17 protein-coding genes and 4 tRNA genes are annotated in these 18,076 nt (G+C 31.8%); 10 read left to right on the top strand and 11 right to left on the bottom strand.

Annotated features, from left to right (window positions below):
• The first annotated feature begins 13 nt into the window (after positions 1-13).
• Positions 14-1,264: a 3-deoxy-D-manno-octulosonic acid transferase gene (locus N3Z17_RS01915; protein ID WP_282472326.1), complete on the top strand. Its 1,251-nt coding sequence runs from the start codon at positions 14-16 to the stop codon at positions 1,262-1,264.
• A gap of 101 nt (positions 1,265-1,365) precedes the next feature.
• On the opposite strand, the gene N3Z17_RS01910 is transcribed toward N3Z17_RS01915, so the two are convergent.
• Positions 1,366-1,992: a hypothetical protein gene (locus N3Z17_RS01910; protein WP_282472325.1), complete on the bottom strand. Its 627-nt coding sequence runs from the start codon at positions 1,990-1,992 to the stop codon at positions 1,366-1,368.
• Between the two features lie 138 nt (positions 1,993-2,130).
• Here N3Z17_RS01910 and N3Z17_RS01905 point away from each other — a divergent pair.
• Positions 2,131-2,207, top strand: a tRNA-Met gene (locus tag N3Z17_RS01905).
• A 5-nt stretch (positions 2,208-2,212) separates the two neighbouring features.
• A tRNA-Thr gene (locus tag N3Z17_RS01900) sits at positions 2,213-2,287 on the top strand.
• Between the two features lie 195 nt (positions 2,288-2,482).
• On the opposite strand, the gene N3Z17_RS01895 is transcribed toward N3Z17_RS01900, so the two are convergent.
• From N3Z17_RS01895 to fdxA, 7 genes are all read right to left on the bottom strand, one after another.
• A tRNA-Thr gene (locus N3Z17_RS01895) sits at positions 2,483-2,557 on the bottom strand.
• Positions 2,558-2,778: 221 nt separating this feature from the next.
• The gene (locus tag N3Z17_RS01890) at positions 2,779-3,042 is read right to left on the bottom strand and encodes a hypothetical protein (protein WP_282472324.1); all 264 of its coding nucleotides are present in this window, start codon (positions 3,040-3,042) and stop codon (positions 2,779-2,781) included.
• Entirely contained in the window at positions 3,029-4,687 is a 1,659-nt protein-coding gene (locus N3Z17_RS01885) for a hypothetical protein (protein ID WP_282472323.1), read from the bottom strand. The genes N3Z17_RS01890 and N3Z17_RS01885 overlap by 14 nt, the downstream gene beginning before the upstream one ends.
• Before the next feature lie 155 nt (positions 4,688-4,842).
• A complete protein-coding gene (locus N3Z17_RS01880; protein ID WP_282472322.1) occupies positions 4,843-6,723 on the bottom strand; it encodes a DUF3857 domain-containing protein in 1,881 nt (626 codons plus the stop codon).
• Positions 6,724-6,794: 71 nt separating this feature from the next.
• Positions 6,795-6,899: a DUF3470 domain-containing protein gene (locus N3Z17_RS07615; protein WP_410519601.1), complete on the bottom strand. Its 105-nt coding sequence runs from the start codon at positions 6,897-6,899 to the stop codon at positions 6,795-6,797.
• A 9-nt stretch (positions 6,900-6,908) separates the two neighbouring features.
• Positions 6,909-8,597: an ABC transporter ATP-binding protein gene (locus tag N3Z17_RS01875; protein ID WP_282472321.1), complete on the bottom strand. Its 1,689-nt coding sequence runs from the start codon at positions 8,595-8,597 to the stop codon at positions 6,909-6,911.
• Positions 8,598-8,729: 132 nt separating this feature from the next.
• On the bottom strand, positions 8,730-9,056 hold the full coding sequence (fdxA, locus tag N3Z17_RS01870) for a ferredoxin FdxA (RefSeq protein WP_282472320.1): 327 nt from the start codon (positions 9,054-9,056) through the stop codon (positions 8,730-8,732).
• A gap of 136 nt (positions 9,057-9,192) precedes the next feature.
• On the opposite strand from fdxA, the gene N3Z17_RS01865 reads away from it, so the two are divergent.
• The 3 genes from N3Z17_RS01865 to nusB all read left to right on the top strand — a co-directional run bounded on the left by N3Z17_RS01865 (position 9,193) and on the right by nusB (position 10,194).
• Positions 9,193-9,277 (top strand) — tRNA-Leu (locus N3Z17_RS01865).
• Between the two features lie 19 nt (positions 9,278-9,296).
• Positions 9,297-9,740: a 6,7-dimethyl-8-ribityllumazine synthase gene (gene ribH / locus N3Z17_RS01860; protein WP_282472319.1), complete on the top strand. Its 444-nt coding sequence runs from the start codon at positions 9,297-9,299 to the stop codon at positions 9,738-9,740.
• Complete coding sequence (nusB, locus tag N3Z17_RS01855; protein WP_282472318.1) at positions 9,712-10,194, top strand: transcription antitermination factor NusB; 483 nt, start codon at positions 9,712-9,714, stop codon at positions 10,192-10,194. Before ribH ends, nusB begins: the two co-directional genes overlap by 29 nt.
• A 197-nt stretch (positions 10,195-10,391) precedes the next feature.
• On the opposite strand, the gene N3Z17_RS01850 is transcribed toward nusB, so the two are convergent.
• The 3 genes from N3Z17_RS01850 to xseB form a co-directional block, all read right to left on the bottom strand.
• On the bottom strand, positions 10,392-12,065 hold the full coding sequence (locus tag N3Z17_RS01850; protein ID WP_282472317.1) for an HlyD family type I secretion periplasmic adaptor subunit: 1,674 nt from the start codon (positions 12,063-12,065) through the stop codon (positions 10,392-10,394).
• A gap of 19 nt (positions 12,066-12,084) precedes the next feature.
• Entirely contained in the window at positions 12,085-13,803 is a 1,719-nt protein-coding gene (locus N3Z17_RS01845; protein ID WP_282472316.1) for a type I secretion system permease/ATPase, read from the bottom strand.
• A gap of 94 nt (positions 13,804-13,897) precedes the next feature.
• Positions 13,898-14,143 carry an exodeoxyribonuclease VII small subunit gene (xseB, locus tag N3Z17_RS01840; protein ID WP_282472315.1) on the bottom strand — a complete coding sequence of 82 codons (246 nt, stop codon included), beginning with the start codon at positions 14,141-14,143 and terminating at the stop codon, positions 13,898-13,900.
• A 75-nt stretch (positions 14,144-14,218) separates the two neighbouring features.
• Here xseB and N3Z17_RS01835 point away from each other — a divergent pair, with 75 nt between their 5' ends.
• The 4 genes from N3Z17_RS01835 to N3Z17_RS01820 all read left to right on the top strand — a co-directional run bounded on the left by N3Z17_RS01835 (position 14,219) and on the right by N3Z17_RS01820 (position 17,974).
• Complete coding sequence (locus N3Z17_RS01835) at positions 14,219-14,503, top strand: NADH dehydrogenase ubiquinone Fe-S protein 4 (protein ID WP_282472314.1); 285 nt, start codon at positions 14,219-14,221, stop codon at positions 14,501-14,503.
• A 173-nt stretch (positions 14,504-14,676) separates the two neighbouring features.
• The gene (hisS, locus tag N3Z17_RS01830; protein ID WP_282472313.1) at positions 14,677-15,930 is read left to right on the top strand and encodes a histidine--tRNA ligase; all 1,254 of its coding nucleotides are present in this window, start codon (positions 14,677-14,679) and stop codon (positions 15,928-15,930) included.
• Between the two features lie 2 nt (positions 15,931-15,932).
• Positions 15,933-16,748 (top strand): division plane positioning ATPase MipZ, encoded by an 816-nt coding sequence (locus N3Z17_RS01825; protein ID WP_282472312.1) that lies wholly within the window; start codon positions 15,933-15,935, stop codon positions 16,746-16,748.
• A gap of 35 nt (positions 16,749-16,783) precedes the next feature.
• Positions 16,784-17,974 carry an EAL domain-containing protein gene (locus N3Z17_RS01820; protein ID WP_282472311.1) on the top strand — a complete coding sequence of 397 codons (1,191 nt, stop codon included), beginning with the start codon at positions 16,784-16,786 and terminating at the stop codon, positions 17,972-17,974.
• Positions 17,975-18,076 lie beyond the last annotated feature (102 nt).

Below are 18,076 nucleotides of genomic sequence, written 5' to 3'. Positions count from 1 at the left end.
CGTAAAAACTGTCATGAAATTATATAAAATTATATCAATTTTTTTATTTCCTATAATATTAATATGTATGATAATTAGGCTGATAAAAAATAAAGAGAATCTTGCGAGCATAACTCAAAAATTCGTTCTCAGGTCCGACAAATGCCCCAAAAATAAATTGGTAATTTGGTTTCATGCGGCAAGTGTTGGAGAAGTTAATATGGCTATTCCAATAATCAAGACTATCATTGATGAAAGAGCTGATGTGCATTGCTTGATTACAACTATAACACTAACATCTGCAAAAATTTTTAAATCTGCAAATATAAAAAATACAACACATCAATTTCTCCCAATTGATATAACTTTTTTTATTAGTAGATTTTTAGCTCATTGGAATCCTAAAGTTGCAGTTTTTATTGAATCAGAAATATGGCCAAATTTAATAGATGCAACTACAAAAAAAATTCCTTTATTATTATATAACGCAAGATTATCTGAGACCTCTTTTAATAGATGGCGTAGGTATAAAGATTTTACTAGTAGTTTGTTGCAAAGGCTATCACTGATTTTTACAGCTAGCAATTTAGACTATGAAAGATATAGTGTATTCACTAAAAATAATCTAAAATTTATTGGTCATTTTAAATATTCATCTCCCCCATTAACGTATTCAAGCGAATATGTTCAAACTACTAGAACAAAATTAAAAAATAAAAATATATTTGTTGTAGCTAGCACACACAAGGGAGAAGAGGAAATTATTATAAAACTGCATAAAGAAATAAAAGAAAAAATTCCAAACATATTTACTGTTATAATTCCTCGTCACCCAAAAAGAATTGAAGAAATAATTTCAATGGCAGAAAAGTATAAATTACGCTATGTAACTGATATTGACAACTATAACAACCATGAAACTGAGTTATTGTTGGTGTCATCTTTTGGAGTACTTGGCAATTATTTTGAGATTTCAGATATTGTTTTTATTGGCGGATCTTTAGTAAATATTGGAGGACATAATATAATTGAACCTGCAAAACAAGGTTGCGCAATAATTGTGGGACCTCATACTTCTAATTTTAAAGATATAATTGACGATTTTAAAATCAAAAAGGCTATAGTGGTTGCTAGAGATTATGATGAATTAAAGTGTGAATTACTGAAGTTGTTCAACGACTCAAGTTATAAAAATCAGTTAATTGCTAATTCAAATAACATAATTGCATCACAAAAAAATATTTCAAAAATTGCAATCGATACGATCTACCATTACATGAAATAAACCAACTTCTTAACTTTCCAAAAGATATGGCGCATAACAAAAAATGCGCCATAAAAAACTAAACTTAAATATTATTCTATAAAGGATAAACTTGACTAAAATTACATTGCCATTCCTTGATCCTGCCCACCAACATCTTGGCCTGGTGTGGTAGGAGCTTGCTGACCATCTTTACCACCTGCATCTTTTACATCGCCAACACCTTTAAGCCCTTCACTTGCCTTAGCAATATCACCTTTGGCTTCTAATATCTGAACCATGTCCTGGGCTTTGCCAGTTATATCTTTTCCGGCTTGTATATCTTCAGTAATCGCACTCGTAAGATCATTAAATGCTTTAATAAAGCCTTGCAAACCTCCTTCTTTTAAATCCCCTATAATTTCATTAAACTGACTACCTATTTGCTTTACAAGATTAACAACTTCATCTTTTATATCCTTACCATCATTAAGTAAACTTGTGCCCTTGGTATCAACAAAATCCTTAATATCACCAGGCAACTTACTTAATTCTTTAGCTAGCTCAACTCCATTTTCAATTACACCAGAAATATTCTTTTCTTGAGCAGACTCAATAATTTTAGTAATGGAACCAATTGATTCTTCCAAATCACCTATCATAGGATTATTGTTTTCAATTTTCCCTATCGCATCCTTTATATCATCTACCGTATTTTGAATATTAGCAACCTTCTCAAAAGCTTCACCTAAAATTTCTTGCACTGCCATCTGTTCACCTTTTAAATATTATTATTAACAATTCTAACAATAAAATTTTACCTTAGTCAAATAATTAATTTCACCAAATTTACAACAAACAATTAACTAATCAATTTAAATATGCTATAAATTTTTTATTTTATTCTTGGCGGAGTAGCTCAGCTGGTTAGAGCAGCGGAATCATAATCCGCGTGTCGGGGGTTCGAGTCCCTCCTTCGCTACCATTTTAGCCGCTATAGCACAGTGGTAGTGCACTTCATTGGTAATGAAGAGGTCGTGGATTCGATTCCCACTAGCGGCACCATTTTTATTGTGTCTTACAAGTAAATCTTGGTGTTTTTTTCATATATAGCATCATAGATTTTAGATTTTGAAGGAAATTTTAAAAAACGCTATATAATATGAATCAGGATTTTCAAAAATATTTAATATTCACTCCAGATATAAGAGGGAAAAAGCATTAAGCTTTATACAATTAGCCAGAAAAATCATTAAAATCTGGTGCCGAAGGGGAGAATTGAACTCCCGACCTACTGATTACGAATCAGTTGCACTACCTCTGTGCTACTTCGGCATAAAAATTCAATGTAATTATGAATCGAATTAACTACAAGTACAATATTATATTGATTTTATATTTTTAATAATTAACCCAAGTTTTGGATAAGGGCTAGCAAATTTACAGAAACTTTAAAATTGCAAATAGCCAGCCCCACTCTAAAGCACCAGCTCATTCTAATGCTAGTATTTAAGCTTTTTATTGTAAAAAAGTGGGGTTTAATTCTTTATCCGAAATTATGTGGTAATTGCAAAATCCTCACCCCATGAAGATGGGTTAAGCTCTGTCACTATACCCTGCAAGTTATTAACTTCTACTTCTTTGATAATAACTGAGATGGTATCTTGCTCAACCTTGCTATCACCTATATGGCGCTCTATGATATCGTGGGGAATAGTCATATGATCAATAATTTTGTAGAATTCAGTTATTTCAATATCAATACCCAATTCCTTCACTAATGTTCCGATCTCCCAGATATCTAACTTAGAGTAATCCACCCCCCACTTCTTTTACTGCCTTTAGGCTCTCAATACCCAATTCCTTCACTAAATACTTAATATCCCAGCTATGGAACTTAGCGAAATCCACTCCCACTTCTTTTAGTGCCTTTAGGCTCTCAATACCCAATTCCTTCACTAAATACATGATCTTGAGACCATCCAACTTAGCGAAATCCACCCCCACTTCTTTTACTGCCTTTAGGCTCTCAATACCCAATTCCTTCACTAAATACATGATCTTGAGACCATCCAACTTAGCGAAATCCACCCCCACTTCTTTTACTGCCTTTAGGCTCTCAATACCCAATTCCTTCACTAAATACATGATCTTGAGACCATCCAACTTAGCGAAATCCACCCCCACTTCTTTTACTGCCTTTAGGCTCTCAATACCCAATTCCTTCACTAAATACATGATCTTGAGACCATCCAACTTAGCGAAATCCACCCCCACTTCTTTTACTGCCTTTAGGCTCTCAATACCCAATTCCTTCACTAAATACATGATCTTGAGACCATCCAACTTAGCGAAATCCACCCCCACTTCTTTTACTGCCTTTAGGCTCTCAATACCCAATTCCTTCACTAAATACATGATCTTGAGACCATCCAACTTAGCGAAATCCACCCCCACTTCTTTTACTGCCTTTAGGCTCTCAATACCCAATTCCTTCACTAAATACATGATCTTGAGACCATCCAACTTAGCGAAATCCACCCCCACTTCTTTTACTGCCTTTAGGCTCTCAATACCCAATTCCTTCACTAATGTTCCGATCTCCCAGACATCTAACTTAGAGTAATCCACCCCCACTTCTTTTAGTGCCTTTAGGCCCTCAATACCCAATTCCTTCACTAATTCTTTGATCACCCAGCCAGTTAACTTAGAGAAATCCACTCCTGCATCTTTTAGTGGCTTGATGCTCTCAAGGCCAAATTCTTTGATCACCCAGCCAGTTAACTTAGCGAAATCCACCCCCACTTCTTTTAGTGGCTTTAGGTTCTCAATACCCAATTCCTTCACCAAATTTCTGGTATCGTTACCACTTAGTTTAGAGAAATCAAATCCTACCTGATACATTAGATTGATTTTCTCAACGCCCAAAAATGGGTTAATTAATGCTAAAGATATTGCAATCGAACCTATTATTGCTACTGAACCGTTTACAACTACTCCATTTTCAGGCGTTCCCAACCATACTAGACTCGCTCCCAACCCTATTGCAGGTAATATTCTCTCTAGTTCTAAAATTGATGTTGCATCACGTATTTGTTGAGATATTTCATCAATTACACCTGCAGCGATTGTTGTGACAGTACTCCACTCACTCATGAAATTCCAAAGAGAGGTGTGAATCATGGGGCTGGCACCACCATCCCACCTAGGACTATGCTCTAAATTCCAAACGAAATGCTTCCACTCTGTAGCCACTTGTTGTGCCAAATTATTGCCCCATTGATTTATTAAATTTTGTGGTATAATGCCTTGCTCAGCATTGGCAGCAACTTGACCTTTTGCTATTGCAGTAAATTGGCCAAATAACTGCTGGTAAGTTTGGTCGTAATAACTAGAAAAATAATTATCATATATTTTTGTTCCCACTCCCATTAGAAAATTAGCAATGCTATAATAATGTCTCACGTGCATATATATACCCACATTTATATGTTAAATTCACCCTAGGTCATTATTAACTTTGGGCATATTTTTGTATTATACACATGAAGTGTTACAATTATGTTACGGTTACGTTAAGATTACGTTACAATTACGTTAAATTTATGTTAATTATTACTTCAATCAATAATAACAGCCATACCTATATAATTATCATTGATGGCTTTTTTTAGCTTTTTGAATTCATCTGTTGTAATTTCTTCATTTTTAATAAAGGACTTTTTGAATAATGCATTGTCGATTACAATGGTATCATCGTTTATGCAGTTTGCAGTTCTGTTTAATTTTATCCATTGAGTATCAATATCAAAATTAAGGCTTTTTGTATTTTTTATGCACCTAGATTTTATAATGGTTTTTATATTATATTCTCTGGGGGTTCCTATATAAAAGTCTATTTTATTATCCTCAATGGTATCAGCAACAAATTCCAAAAATTGATATCTCAATTTTAATCCTTTTCCTAAATTTGTGTGAAATAATAAATCATCGGTTTTATATTCAACCTTAAATTTTACATCTTTAACAATTCTTGATTCTAAATTAGGTATTTCTGAACTTATTCTATCTTTGGGGCTAACTATCTTATTCCCATTTGCAATCATAAAAAACGTATCTTCTAAACGTCTTTTAGAATACATTTTCCCCAAACCACTGAAATGCCAAGAATTTTGCCCACTCAAATTTGCATTAAACACAACATTAACAGCGTCTTCATTAATTAAATATTCCTTAGTTATAGAATTATTAGCTTTAATCGGATCGATTTTAGGTATTTTTTCATATTTAGCTTCTTTCTCAGAAATCACTAAAGCCATCCTATCTGCAACATCTGGAAATATGCCATTTGCCATGCTTTGAAAATTGGTAGGATCCAACCAATATACATTGCCGCTTTTACCACTTACCTTAAGCATCATATGATTAAAAGCCAAAGTTGGAATAGGAGATTTAAATTCTGGGTAAATTTCACCTCTGTAAACTTGAACAATATCTACGTTATATCCAAGTCTTTTAAGTATTGCGCCCGTTACAAATGAAAAATCCTTACAATCACCATATTGAGTTTTAGTAACCTCCTCTAAATCTCTTGGGAAAACATTGCCAGAGATAGTGCGTCTGTCCATTAAATATTGTATTTGGTCATTTAAACTACGCGTAATGTAATTTATCTGTTCAATCTCACTTTTTTGTTGCTTAGCCTTTTCATAAATTTTTTCAAAATCGCTAGGTAACTTCTGATTCATTACTTTTGAATACTTATCAATAAATTTTTTATGCATTCCTTGCCATGTATCTTCACTTGTTATAGCAACCCAGGTGAGGTATTTAGGGTTAATAGCTCCACTACTAGGCTCATCAACTAAGTCACTAGTAAATGCTTCTTTCTGATTAATAATAAGTGTTTTAGTAGATTGATTTTTTTCATTCTCGTTTTTAATCTCGAGTACCTTATTTGGATCATTAACATAACTATATAGTGGAATTGCGGAATTTATTGTTACGTTATCATTTTCTGCATAACCACCTTCGCCGAATGAAAGGAAATAATCGAAATATTCTGGTGGAGACGGATTTATTACTTTTTTCCTATATTTAAGGTATATTTTGGCACCCACTACTACTTTTGGAAATGCAATAGATATTTGCCCATACTCTGCAAGAGCATCCACCTCACTTGCAAGTGGTTTATTTTCTATTTCATTTTGATTAACAATATATTTTTTGTTTTCAAAAATTGTATAAGCTTCCAAAATATCTATTTTTTCTCGTTTAATATCATACTGAAAAGTATATTTAGAGTAATATTGTCTACCTTGCTCTTTTAATATTTCGTCTAAAAATTCTATGGTAGATTCATAAGTGTAATCTTTGTTAACTGTAATATCAGTATTAGATTTAATTATTTTTATGGATGAATCTTGTAAAGTTGCCCATCTTGCATGTAAATCTATGTTTAAAAAAACTAAAATAAAGCAGCTAATAAAAATTCTTACCATGTACTATCCAAATTATAAACACATTTTGCCACCCTAACACATAGCATTCAAATTACAATAAAATCAATATACTATTCAATATTTTCATAAAAATATTTTTCGTACTTATCTTCTTCATCCTCAAAGTTTTCTGCGTCTTTTAGAGCTTCCTTTTTTTCCGTAATATTGGGCCAAATATTAGAGGATTAAATCACCATTCCATTAACTTGACTATCCCACATTATCTTAAACTTTCCATTATTTTTTGTAAGTAAATCCTGGAATGAGCCATCCTCAATAATCTGACCGCCATCTATAACAATGATTCTATCCAAATGTTTGATTGTTGAAAGGCGATATGCTATTGCGATAACTGTTGCACTATTTTGTTCAAGCATTATATTTATAGATTTCTGAATTTCATATTCAGTTTGTGAATCAAGGCTCGAAGTTGCCTCATCTAAAATCAAAATTGGTGCATTTTTTAGAATTGCACGAGCAATTGCTATTCTTTGACGCTGACCACCACTAAGTTTCACTCCTCGCTCACCCACTAAAGTGTCATATTTTTCAGGCAAACTTTCAATAAAGACATGAATATTAGCTGCTTTTGCAGACATTTCTATCTCGTTTTGAGTTGCATTCTCTTTTGCATAGCCAATATTCTCACCAATAGAACGATGAAAAAGCATAATATCTTGCGGGATTAATGAAATTTGAGCTCGAAGAGAATCAGACGAAACATCACATATACTTTGATTATCAATAATAATATCACCAGATGTTATTTTGAAGTTTTTCAATAAAAGTGAAATAAATGTAGATTTTCCCGCTCCAGAATGTCCAACAATACCAACTTTTTCTCCAGCCTTAACGTGTAAGTTTAAATTATTAAAAATAGCACTATTATTTTCGTAATTAAAACATAGATTCTTGAAAATAATTTCACCTCCTGACACCTTTAATTTTATTGGATGAGGTATATCAATAACCTCTTGAGGGATTTGCATAATTGAAAATGAAGATATAAATCGTGCAATCGTTTGCGAAAAATCTTTTATCGCATTTATGGCAGTCCACATGTTATCAATAAAAACATATGCCATAGCCATAATAAACGCAATATCTCCTATACTAATATCACCGTTATTCCTAAGATGAATCATATAAATAAACAATAACGCCATAAATATTACATATATGGTTGCTTGCAAACAAGCCATAATGAAATCTATCTTGCACCACTTTAAAGCAAGAGGTCTGTAACTTTTTTCATACTGTGCATTTACTTTGTATTCTTCATGTTGTTTTTTTGCATATGAACAGATTGTAAAAATATTTGAAATATTGTCAGCCATATAACCAACTATTTTATGCCAAGCATTCTCTTTTGCCGTCTCTATGGAGTTAAGTTTTTTACCAAAAAATATAGAAACTGATCCTTGAATGATTGCAAAAATTATAACTACCAAGAATATTTTCCAATTGACACAAGCTAATCCAATACCAGTAACTATAGTCGTTAAAACAGGCTTGCTAACTTGAAATTCAAGTGCATTATGTATTTGTTGACATCCATCATTAATGCCCTTTACTTTACTTGTAATTGTTCCAGTTAGATTGTTTTGAAAAAATCGATATGAGTGATTTAAAACATAATTATAAACTTTGTTCATCACATTTTGCATTATATACGGCATAGATTTCCATGCAGCAAAATTGTGAATCCTCCAGCAAATTTCCAGGCAAGCATTGACACCAATAAATAAGAGTACAGGATAAATAGCTGAGTGTAATGTAATTTGCGATTTTGCAGCGAATAAATCTATCAATAATTTGATTGCATAATTGTATATTAGTGGGAAAATAGCATTAGCAAATGATGCCTGCAGCATCAGTAAATACCACCATTTATATGGTTTAATGACAGACCATAGGAAGGATAATACTTTTTGTGGTTTATGCATAATCGCCTTTCTTGGCATCAAGTTCTGGTAGGGGAGTGTTCATAAAAAGATAGCAATATACTATTTGGTATTTTCATGAAAATATTTTTCGTACTTATCTTCTTCATCCTCAAAGTTTTCTGCGTCTTTTAGAGCTTCCTTTTTTTCCGTAATATTGGGCCAAATATCAGAGTACTTTTTATTAATTTCAAGCCATTTAATCAATTTGCTTGATTCTGGTTCTATAGCACCTACAGGACATTCAGGCACACAAACACCACAATCTATACACTCTTCCGGATTAATTACTATCATATTATTTCCTTCGTAAAAACAATCTACCGGACATACTTCAACACAATCAGTATATTTGCATTTTATACATTTATCTGTAACTACGTATGTCATGGTTGCTTATTTCATTAATTTTTCTTGATTTAAAATTTATTAAGTGTATTAAATTGTTATAATAAATTGGTTCAAGGACATTATATCTATTTTATTTACTAATAAAAGTATTATAACATTGCACTTGGATACTTTTGCGGATGTGGCGGAATTGGCAGACGCGCTAGACTTAGGATCTAGTGCCGCAAGGCGTGTGGGTTCAAGTCCCTCCATCCGCACCAAATAATAGGTTTTTATCTAATGACTAAAATTTTAATTTCGATATCAGATTATTATAAAGACATTTCCAAACTTCTGTTAGATTCAGCTGTTTCAACGCTTGAAAAAAATAGCATGAATTATGAACAAATTATTGTTCCAGGAGCTTTTGAGTTGGCAAGCTCAATAAATATGGGATTAGAGACATTTGAATATAATGGGGTGATAGCGCTAGGATGCGTTATAAGAGGTGAAACTTCTCACTATGACATCATTACACGTGAATGTGCTAGAGCAATTCAAGATATCTCTATTTATTATTCCATCCCATTAGGATTTGGCGTATTAACGGTTGATAATATTGACCAAGCATTAAGTAGAGCAAAAAAATATGGCGAAAATGCTGCAAACGCATGCATTCAGATGATTAAGGTTAAAGATCAATTTATGATATATAATGATAAAAGATATTCAAAATTTAACTGATAATTCTGAATACCTATCTCTTTATCCAGCTAGAATCCTAGTGGTACAGACTTTGTATTCTATCGATATTTTAAATAAAAAAAAAGATATAGCACAAATTTCGTTAGATTATATTGAGTATCACGTTGAAAAATACTCAAATCAAAACTTAGATGAAAAATTTTATTATGAGCTATTAAATTCTACTATTGATAATACATCAAGCATTGATGAACTAATTAGGACAAATTTAGATAAAAAATGGAAGTTGGAAAGGTTGCCTAAGTTAGTATTGGCTATCTTGAGAGTTGGTATTGCTGACATATCAATAATGAATCATCTAGAAATGGCCACCATAATCAATGATTATCTTCAGATTACAAAGTCCTTAAACCATTCAGAGGAATTAGGCTTTATCAATAGCATATTAGATAAAATAGCAAAAGATTTAAAAAGAAACATAGAACTTAGTTAATTTGCGACATAGGGTAAAAAATCGTTGCCTAAGCGCTGAGATTAAGCCACAAAGTTATACCAATTCCCTAGAATATTTTTTAGCCTGGCGTGGACATGAGGTTTGCATGATACTTCCACATGATGTATATGAGACTCTACGGTCTGGCCTCTTAGGATACGTTTTTTTTGGAGAGAGTAAATATTAATGCAATAATACTACGGCTCTTTAAAAGCTTTATGGAAGCTATCTTTAATTGGAGAATATAGGTACTCTGCAAAACTCCTGGTTCCTTTAACAATAAACACTGTCACTGGCATACCTGGATATAATTTGATATCTGTATTAACCTTTGCAAGTTCTTCAGGCGTAACCTCTATTTTAGCTTTATAATAACCCATTGGAGCCAATTTAGGTTGACCTGGCGCCATCATACCTGGCGATTCTTTATCAAATTTATCAGCTGAAATATAAATAACATTACCCTCAATTCTTGGAACTAATCTGGCCTTATACGCATTTAATTGAATTTTTGCAGTACTACCTATATTAATGCTGTCTATTTCATTTGCAGGGATAAATGCCTCAATCACTAAATTGTCATCCTGAGGAATAATCTCTAAAAGTGGCTTATCGTTTTGACGTATTGCAGAACCAATAGTATGCACACTTAACGCGGTAACCACTCCAGCATTAGGAGCAGTGATGTTAGTTCTTTCATGAGAATCTTTTGCTTGTAGATATTGCGCTTCCAATGTAAGCAATTCTGTATGATTTCTTTTGAAATCTTCTGCAATTTTGACATTTTGCTCATCTAAAAAATTTGCCTTTCTTGCAATTACCTCCGAAATTTTATGTTCTTCAGATAATCTTGCTGCTTTATCTTCTAGAACCTGCCCCTTATATCTTTGCAATTCAACTTTAGCTATAGATAAATTGTTTAAGTTCTCTAACTGACTCTCATATAATTTTTTCTTTCTTTCATATTCTTTTGCATAAGTTATAATATTTTCGCTATAAGATTTTATCCTTTCATCAATAGACTCAATCCTAGCTTTAATTTGTTCGATTTGTGTATCATTAGTCTTTATGCTATTTTCTATAAATAACCGATATGAATTAAACGCATTTGCCTGAGCTTGTATCAACTCCGTAATTTTTTGATCTGAGGTATCAAGATACTTGCTATCGAACTTAATTTGTAAATTCTTAATGTTATCGCTATTTTCCTTAGTATCACCTAAAGCATCCTTATCTTGGTAGTATGATATAAGCTTTAGGCTCTGCCTTAATTTTTCATCAACTATGATGGCATAACGTAATTGCCATAAAACTTTTTCCAATTCAGATTTAGCCCTAGCATCATTCAGTATTATTAAAGATTGTCCTTTTTTTACCTTATCTCCATCTTTCACTAAGATTTTATCTATAATCCCACCTTCTAAATGAAATATTTGCTTTCTGTGATCACTTAAAATAACGTGGCCCTCAGCTATTGATGCACTATCAAGTGGAGCTAACGCACTCCATATACCAAAAAATCCTAAAGTTATAGCAACTGCAAGAAGTCCAAATTTTATTGGGTATTTAATTTGATTTGATATTTCTTTTTCATTTTTTTCTACATAATTAGACTTTTCTAGCGTTATGCCAAATAAAAAATCCTTGGCTTCTTTTAAAAGTTCTTGAAAAGCCTTAATATCGAGAATTTTGTAATTTTTATATTTTTCTACTAAATTTTCTTCAAACTCATCGCTTACTGAAACCGTTTTTTTTTCTCCATTGGATAAATCATTTTCCATCTGAAATTTCCTATTTGCATTATTTTCAGAAATAACTTCAATATCCTTTTCTTTTATAACCTTTGTCTCTTCTTTTTTATTTTCTATCATGGTATTATTCTCCTTAAATTTATGCCCCTATGCTTGCTTTTCCAACTGATTGAGCTTCTTTTAATTTCGCCATCACGTCTTTTTTGGGCCCAAAAGACGCAACCATTCCATCTTTCATAACCAATATTTTATCCACAATACTTAATATTGATGTTTTATGTGATATTATGATGGTCGTAATTTCTTTTTCCTTTGCAACTGAAATGGCAGTCATCAATGCTTCCTCGCCTTGCGTATCCAAACTGGCATTTGGCTCATCTAATACAATGAATTTTGGGGTACCATAAAAAGTTCTAGCCAATCCTATCCTTTGTTTTTGCCCACCTGAAAGCATTGAACCATCTAAACCCACATTAGTATCATACCCTTGAGGTAATTGCAGAATCATATCATGAACTCCTGCAAGTTGCGCTGCAATAACTACATCTTCGTAATGCGGATCAGAATGCATTCTAGCGATGTTTTCTTTAACTGTTCCAAAAAATAATTCAACATCTTGTGGTAGATAACCTATATGTGGACCTAACTCTTCTTTTTTCCAATCTTTTAAGCTTGCTTTATCTATTCTTATTGTACCAATACTTGGGTTAGCAATTCCTACTAACAATTTTGCAAGAGTTGTTTTGCCTGAAGCACTAGGACCAATTATAGCTAAAACTTCTCCTTTATTTAATGAGAAATTTATGCCTTTCAAAATATGCTTTGGCACTCCTTGTGGTGCGTGATAAACATTTTCAACTTCAATTTCTCCCTCAGGTTCCGGTAAAGACATTCTATCACTATCACTACTGTATCTGTTAAATGATTTTGCAAGTCTTTCGTATGATTGACGACACGTAATAAAGCCCTTCCATGAATTTATGGCAGCTTCAAATGGAGCCAATGCTCTACCAACAAGAGATGAACTAGCAATAATTGTCCCAGAAGTAATTTGCCCTTGAATCACCAAGTATGCACCAAGCGCAGTTACTGAAATTTGAATAACTAATCTAAAAAACTTGGTAATTTCCATAAATATAGCTTGCCTTTTTGTAACAAGATTTTGAGTTTGCTGAACCTCTTGGTTCATTTTTTGCCAAGACGATATAATATTATTTTTCATACCCATAACTTCGATAACTTCAGCATTTCTTGTGGATTGATCCACTTGCCTCATACTTTTAATAAAATTGCCGTTATTCATTTCAATAAGTGGTTTAGTAGATCTATCTGCAATAATGCCAAATACTATCAATATCACTCCTGAGATCAGTGCTAAAAAGCCTATTGACGTATGCAAAATAAATAAAACTATAATAAATATTATTGCCCATGGCATATCCATGATAGAAATTAATCCAGGACTAGTTAAAAATGTCTTTACTGTTTGTAAATCTCTTAGTTGCTGACTATTTGCCATCGCCTTAGATTCTAATGCAAGCTTAATTGAATTTGAAAATACTACTTCAGATAACTTATCTTCTAGCCAGCTCCCCATTTTATTCATTGCAAAAGCCCTTGCCGCTTGAATTAATCCAAGTAGCGCTAAAGCTAAAATGATTACTAACGTCAACATTAAAAGTGTATCAGTATTTTGACTACCCAATACTCTATCTAACACCTGCATTGAAAAAAGTGGCGTTGAAAGCATAAGTAGGTTGATTAAGCACCCAAATAACAGCACAAATTTTACCATTACCTTGCACGAGAGCAAAGCATCTCTTAATGGGTTATTAGAAATTTCATTGCTATTTTTCATTTAATTTTACTGCTCCCTAGTTTTTATATTTAAGTTAAATACATACAACATATAGTAACAAAAAAAATATAGACAAGAGTCTATATTGTAATATTTAATTTTTACCATTGATGCTTACAGTCTCGGTACAAATTTTATCCTTATCTTTAACAATCCTCTCTATCCTCAGCTTAGCATTGTCCAATTTATTTTTGCAATGTTCTTGTAGCTTAATCCCTTCTGAATATAAATTGATGGCATTTTCTAATTCAACATTTCCGCTTTCTAAACTATCAATTATCTCTTCCAACCGTTTCATTGATTGCTCAAAAGTTAATTTAGATACACTGCTGACGCTCATTACTTGAATATTCAAATATAACTATATATAATAGTATATAACTTAAGTTAAGCTCATTTTCAAATTTATAATAAAATGATTGTTAAAATATACAAAGACTATCAAACACCCACTCAATCTGGAACTGCCAATATAAACCAGTGGATTTTAGAATTTATATCAATTGATGATAGATTTCAGGAACAAATTATGGGGTGGACTGGAAGTAGCAATATGTATCCAAGTGAAGTTAAGTTACGTTTTGAAGATAAAAATCAAGCGGTAAAATTTGCGAAAAAAAATAAATTAGAATTTTTCATTCAAGAATATGCTGAGGGAGAAAAAACTATAAAATCTTACGTCAATAACTATTTAGAATGATAAATTTTGACATTGCCCTATATTCCCGAACTAAATATGCATCCAAGGGCATTGCAAAGATATTGAGTTAATTTTAAAAAATTGTATCACTTGAAAAAATGACTTTTTAGTATTTTTGGGATATATAAATAGTATTTAAGGTTGCTAATAGCACATTGTATTAATATAAGAAAATGAAATTGCAAAAAATAAGAGGAGTTGCTGACTTATATGACAAAGAAATAGATCTCTTTAATTACATTATAAGTATCGCACAAAAATTAGCCAGGCTATATTGCTTTCAGGAGATATCTACTCCTATTATGGAAAATAGTGAAGTGTTTCATAGGACTTTAGGGGAAACATCAGATATTGTTAATAAGGAGACATATAGCTTTTTAGATCGTGATAAAACTCACATAACTTTAAGACCAGAATTCACAGCATCTATTGTTCGTGCAGTAATTTCAAATGGTATGTTGCAGTCAATTCCACTGCGTCTATTTAGTTATGGCCCATTATTTAGACATGAGCGCCCTCAAAAATGCAGATTAAGGCAATTTCATCAAATAAACTACGAATATATTGGATCTAATAATCTTAACGTTGATGTTGAGCTAATAATGCTTGCTAACGATATTCTGAAAGAACTTGAAATCAATAATAATGTTAAGCTTGTTGTTAATACCTTAGGAGACAATGAGTGTAGAAATAAATATAAAACTGCATTGATAGAATATCTATTAAAGTATAAAGACGAATTATCAGAAATTAGTCTGCAAAGATTGGAAAAAAACCCTTTACGCATTTTGGATACAAAAAATAACAAAGAGCAAGAGATATTAAATGACGCCCCAATCTTGTATAACTTTATTGATAAAGACTCAAAAATTAGATTTGAAGCAATTTTATCACGCCTCAAAGATTTCAATATAAATTTTAAACACTCCAATAAGTTAGTCAGAGGGATGGATTATTATTCTGATTTTGTTTTTGAGTTTGTTACATGTGATTTAGGTAGCCAAGGAACAATTTTAGCTGGCGGAAGGTACAATACATTGATATCGCAAATGGGTGGTAATTTAACTCCAGCGGCAGGTTTTGCTGGAGGAATTGAAAGAATGCTAGAGTTGTTACAAATCAAACAAAACCCAATAGAAAAAGAAGCGCAAATATATTTAATTCCTATTGGTGAATTAGCAGAAAATCATGGAATTAAAATTGCGCAAGAATTTAGGAGAGCTCAAATTAACACGTTAATTGACTATGGTATACCACTTAAAAAAAAGATGCAAAAAGCAAACAAATTAAGAGTTAAATATTCAGTTTTATTTGGTGATGAAGAGCTAAATGACAATATATACATTTTGAAAAACATGCTTACTGGTGATGAAAAAAAGCTTAGAATAGAAGAATTAATTAATTTTTTAAAAGAAATAACTTTATAGAAATGGCTCATATAATTGTTTTTGGTAATGAAAAAGGTGGTTCTGGCAAAACAACAACGGCAATGCATCTTATTACTTCTTTGCTATATTTGGACTTTAAAGTAGCAACTCTTGATATCGATCATAGACAAGAGTCTTTAACTAGATATATTGAGAATAGAAAAAAGACAATTGATAGTGAAAAAATAGAGCTTAAACTGCCTATTCACTTCAAATTAAATAAGAAATATAATATTAATCAGGTAATTGAATATACTAGCGATGATATTGAGGAATTAGAAAATTTGTTAAGTGAATTAGATGGGGGATTTGATTTTATAATAATTGATACACCTGGAAATGACAATCTTCTGAATAGACATGCTCATTATGTTGCGGATACTATAATAACTCCCATTAATGATAGTTTTGTAGATGTTGATCTGCTTGGAAAGGTTGATCCAAATGATTTCAGTAAAGCGATTCCTGGAATATACAGCTCTATGGTGTGGGAACAAAAAAAATTGAGAGCTTTTAAAAAAAACAAAGAATTGCAATGGGTAGTTGTTAGAAACAGATTATCTTCTACAAATGTAATAAATAAAAGAAATGTTGCTTCTGCCATAAAGCATTTAGGAAAAAAATTGGGATTTTTTATATCTCCAGGCTTTGGGGATAGAGTAATATTTAAAGAATTATTTTTGAGAGGATTAACCCTGTTAGATGCGGGAAAAAGCAATGATTTAATCAAATTAAACACTTCAGTAATTGCAGCAAGACAAGAATTACGAGAATTTATATACTCATTAAAACTTGCTGAGATAAGCAAAAAAATATAACGTAAGTAAACATCAATAAGTCGTGTAATATAGAGTTGCATAAAGTTTTAGATAGGGTATTAAATAAGATAAAAATCTTCTATAATTTAAATGGTACAAAGGAATTGTACGTTGGAGTTTTGCTAGCTGAGAATTTTTCTATAGTAGAGCAGAATTTTGGCGATCTTATGTCAAATGTTTTGGATAGGGTAGTAAGTGATGCTTTTCAAATATATAATCAAGATCCGTATTTTTTGGAAAAAATTAGCTACAATTCATATATATTCACACTTATTAACAAAAATCATAAATTTATAGCAAGACTAATTGAAAATATTGTCAATTATATCAATTTGAGAAAACATTTTTCGGCAACACAAAATATTTATTTTCTATTAAGAGTAGGGCTTGCAGAGCATACGAACAATGAAGATATTAAAAGAACTTTTAATAAAGCTCAGGTATCTTTATTTGAATGTTCTAGTGGTAAAAAGATATATAGCTTCTATAGAGAATCACTTGATGCTATTCAAAAACATGTAAACAATTCAGATCTTTTAGCAAATTATTTAGAGGCTTTGGAAAATAATAAAGTCGCCTTCGATTTTCAGCCAATTGTTGATAGTAAAACAAGGCAAAACGTATTTTATGAATGTCTTTTAAGATTGGTTGACAAGAAAGGGCATAGGTTATCTGGATATTCGCATATTCAGGCTGCTGAAGAATATGGAGTAATCGGACGTATCGATCAATTTACTTTACTAACAGCAGTAAAAAATCTTGAAAATGATGCTAAATTAAAACTACATATTAACATCTCTGGAATGACTATTACTGATCTAGAATGGATTAAGCTTGCTCAGCAGCTGTTTTATAAAAAAGATTTACATCACCGCTTAACTGTTGAAATAACTGAAACAGCCGTTATAACAAACCTTAAAGCAGCAAATTTTTTTATAAAATTATTGCGAGAACTTGGATGCAAAATTTCTATAGATGATTTTGGCTCTGGTTATAGTTCCTTTTCTCAACTTAAAAATATACGTGTTGATAATATAAAAATAGGAGGAGATTATATAAAAGATCTACCTGATAAAAAAGATAATATACTGGTTTTAAGAACTCTTATAGGATTTGCAAAAAGTTTAAATCTTGAGATTATTGCAGAGCATGTAGAAAAAGAGAGTACAGCCAAATTTCTTGCTGATGAAGGTGTGAATTATTTGCAGGGTTATTTATTTTCATAATTTAACTTTATTGTACGAAAATGATATTCGATAAAATCACATTTATTTTCTTAATTTAAATAATATTTTGTGCTATGTCATCCTCCTTCAGTTATTGCCAAA

The organism is Candidatus Bandiella numerosa (genome assembly GCF_029981845.1).
Lineage (GTDB): Bacteria > Pseudomonadota > Alphaproteobacteria > Rickettsiales > Midichloriaceae > Aquirickettsia > Aquirickettsia numerosa.
The sequence above is the reverse complement of the archived record's forward strand: the minus strand, read 5'-3'. Positions and strand labels throughout refer to the sequence as shown.

Coding starts and splice junctions, on each gene's coding strand:
- ribH (WP_282472319.1), top strand. CDS start 9,297: ATGACTAAAATTTTAATTTCGATATCAGATTATTATAAAGACATTTCC.
- N3Z17_RS01845 (WP_282472316.1), bottom strand. CDS start 13,803: ATGAAAAATAGCAATGAAATTTCTAATAACCCATTAAGAGATGCTTTG.
- hisS (WP_282472313.1), top strand. CDS start 14,677: ATGAAATTGCAAAAAATAAGAGGAGTTGCTGACTTATATGACAAAGAA.
- N3Z17_RS01880 (WP_282472322.1), bottom strand. CDS start 6,723: ATGGTAAGAATTTTTATTAGCTGCTTTATTTTAGTTTTTTTAAACATA.
- xseB (WP_282472315.1), bottom strand. CDS start 14,143: ATGAGCGTCAGCAGTGTATCTAAATTAACTTTTGAGCAATCAATGAAA.
- fdxA (WP_282472320.1), bottom strand. CDS start 9,056: ATGACATACGTAGTTACAGATAAATGTATAAAATGCAAATATACTGAT.
- N3Z17_RS01915 (WP_282472326.1), top strand. CDS start 14: ATGAAATTATATAAAATTATATCAATTTTTTTATTTCCTATAATATTA.
- nusB (WP_282472318.1), top strand. CDS start 9,712: ATGATAAAAGATATTCAAAATTTAACTGATAATTCTGAATACCTATCT.
- N3Z17_RS01825 (WP_282472312.1), top strand. CDS start 15,933: ATGGCTCATATAATTGTTTTTGGTAATGAAAAAGGTGGTTCTGGCAAA.
- N3Z17_RS01835 (WP_282472314.1), top strand. CDS start 14,219: ATGATTGTTAAAATATACAAAGACTATCAAACACCCACTCAATCTGGA.
- N3Z17_RS01910 (WP_282472325.1), bottom strand. CDS start 1,992: ATGGCAGTGCAAGAAATTTTAGGTGAAGCTTTTGAGAAGGTTGCTAAT.
- N3Z17_RS01850 (WP_282472317.1), bottom strand. CDS start 12,065: ATGATAGAAAATAAAAAAGAAGAGACAAAGGTTATAAAAGAAAAGGAT.
- N3Z17_RS01875 (WP_282472321.1), bottom strand. CDS start 8,597: ATGCTGCAGGCATCATTTGCTAATGCTATTTTCCCACTAATATACAAT.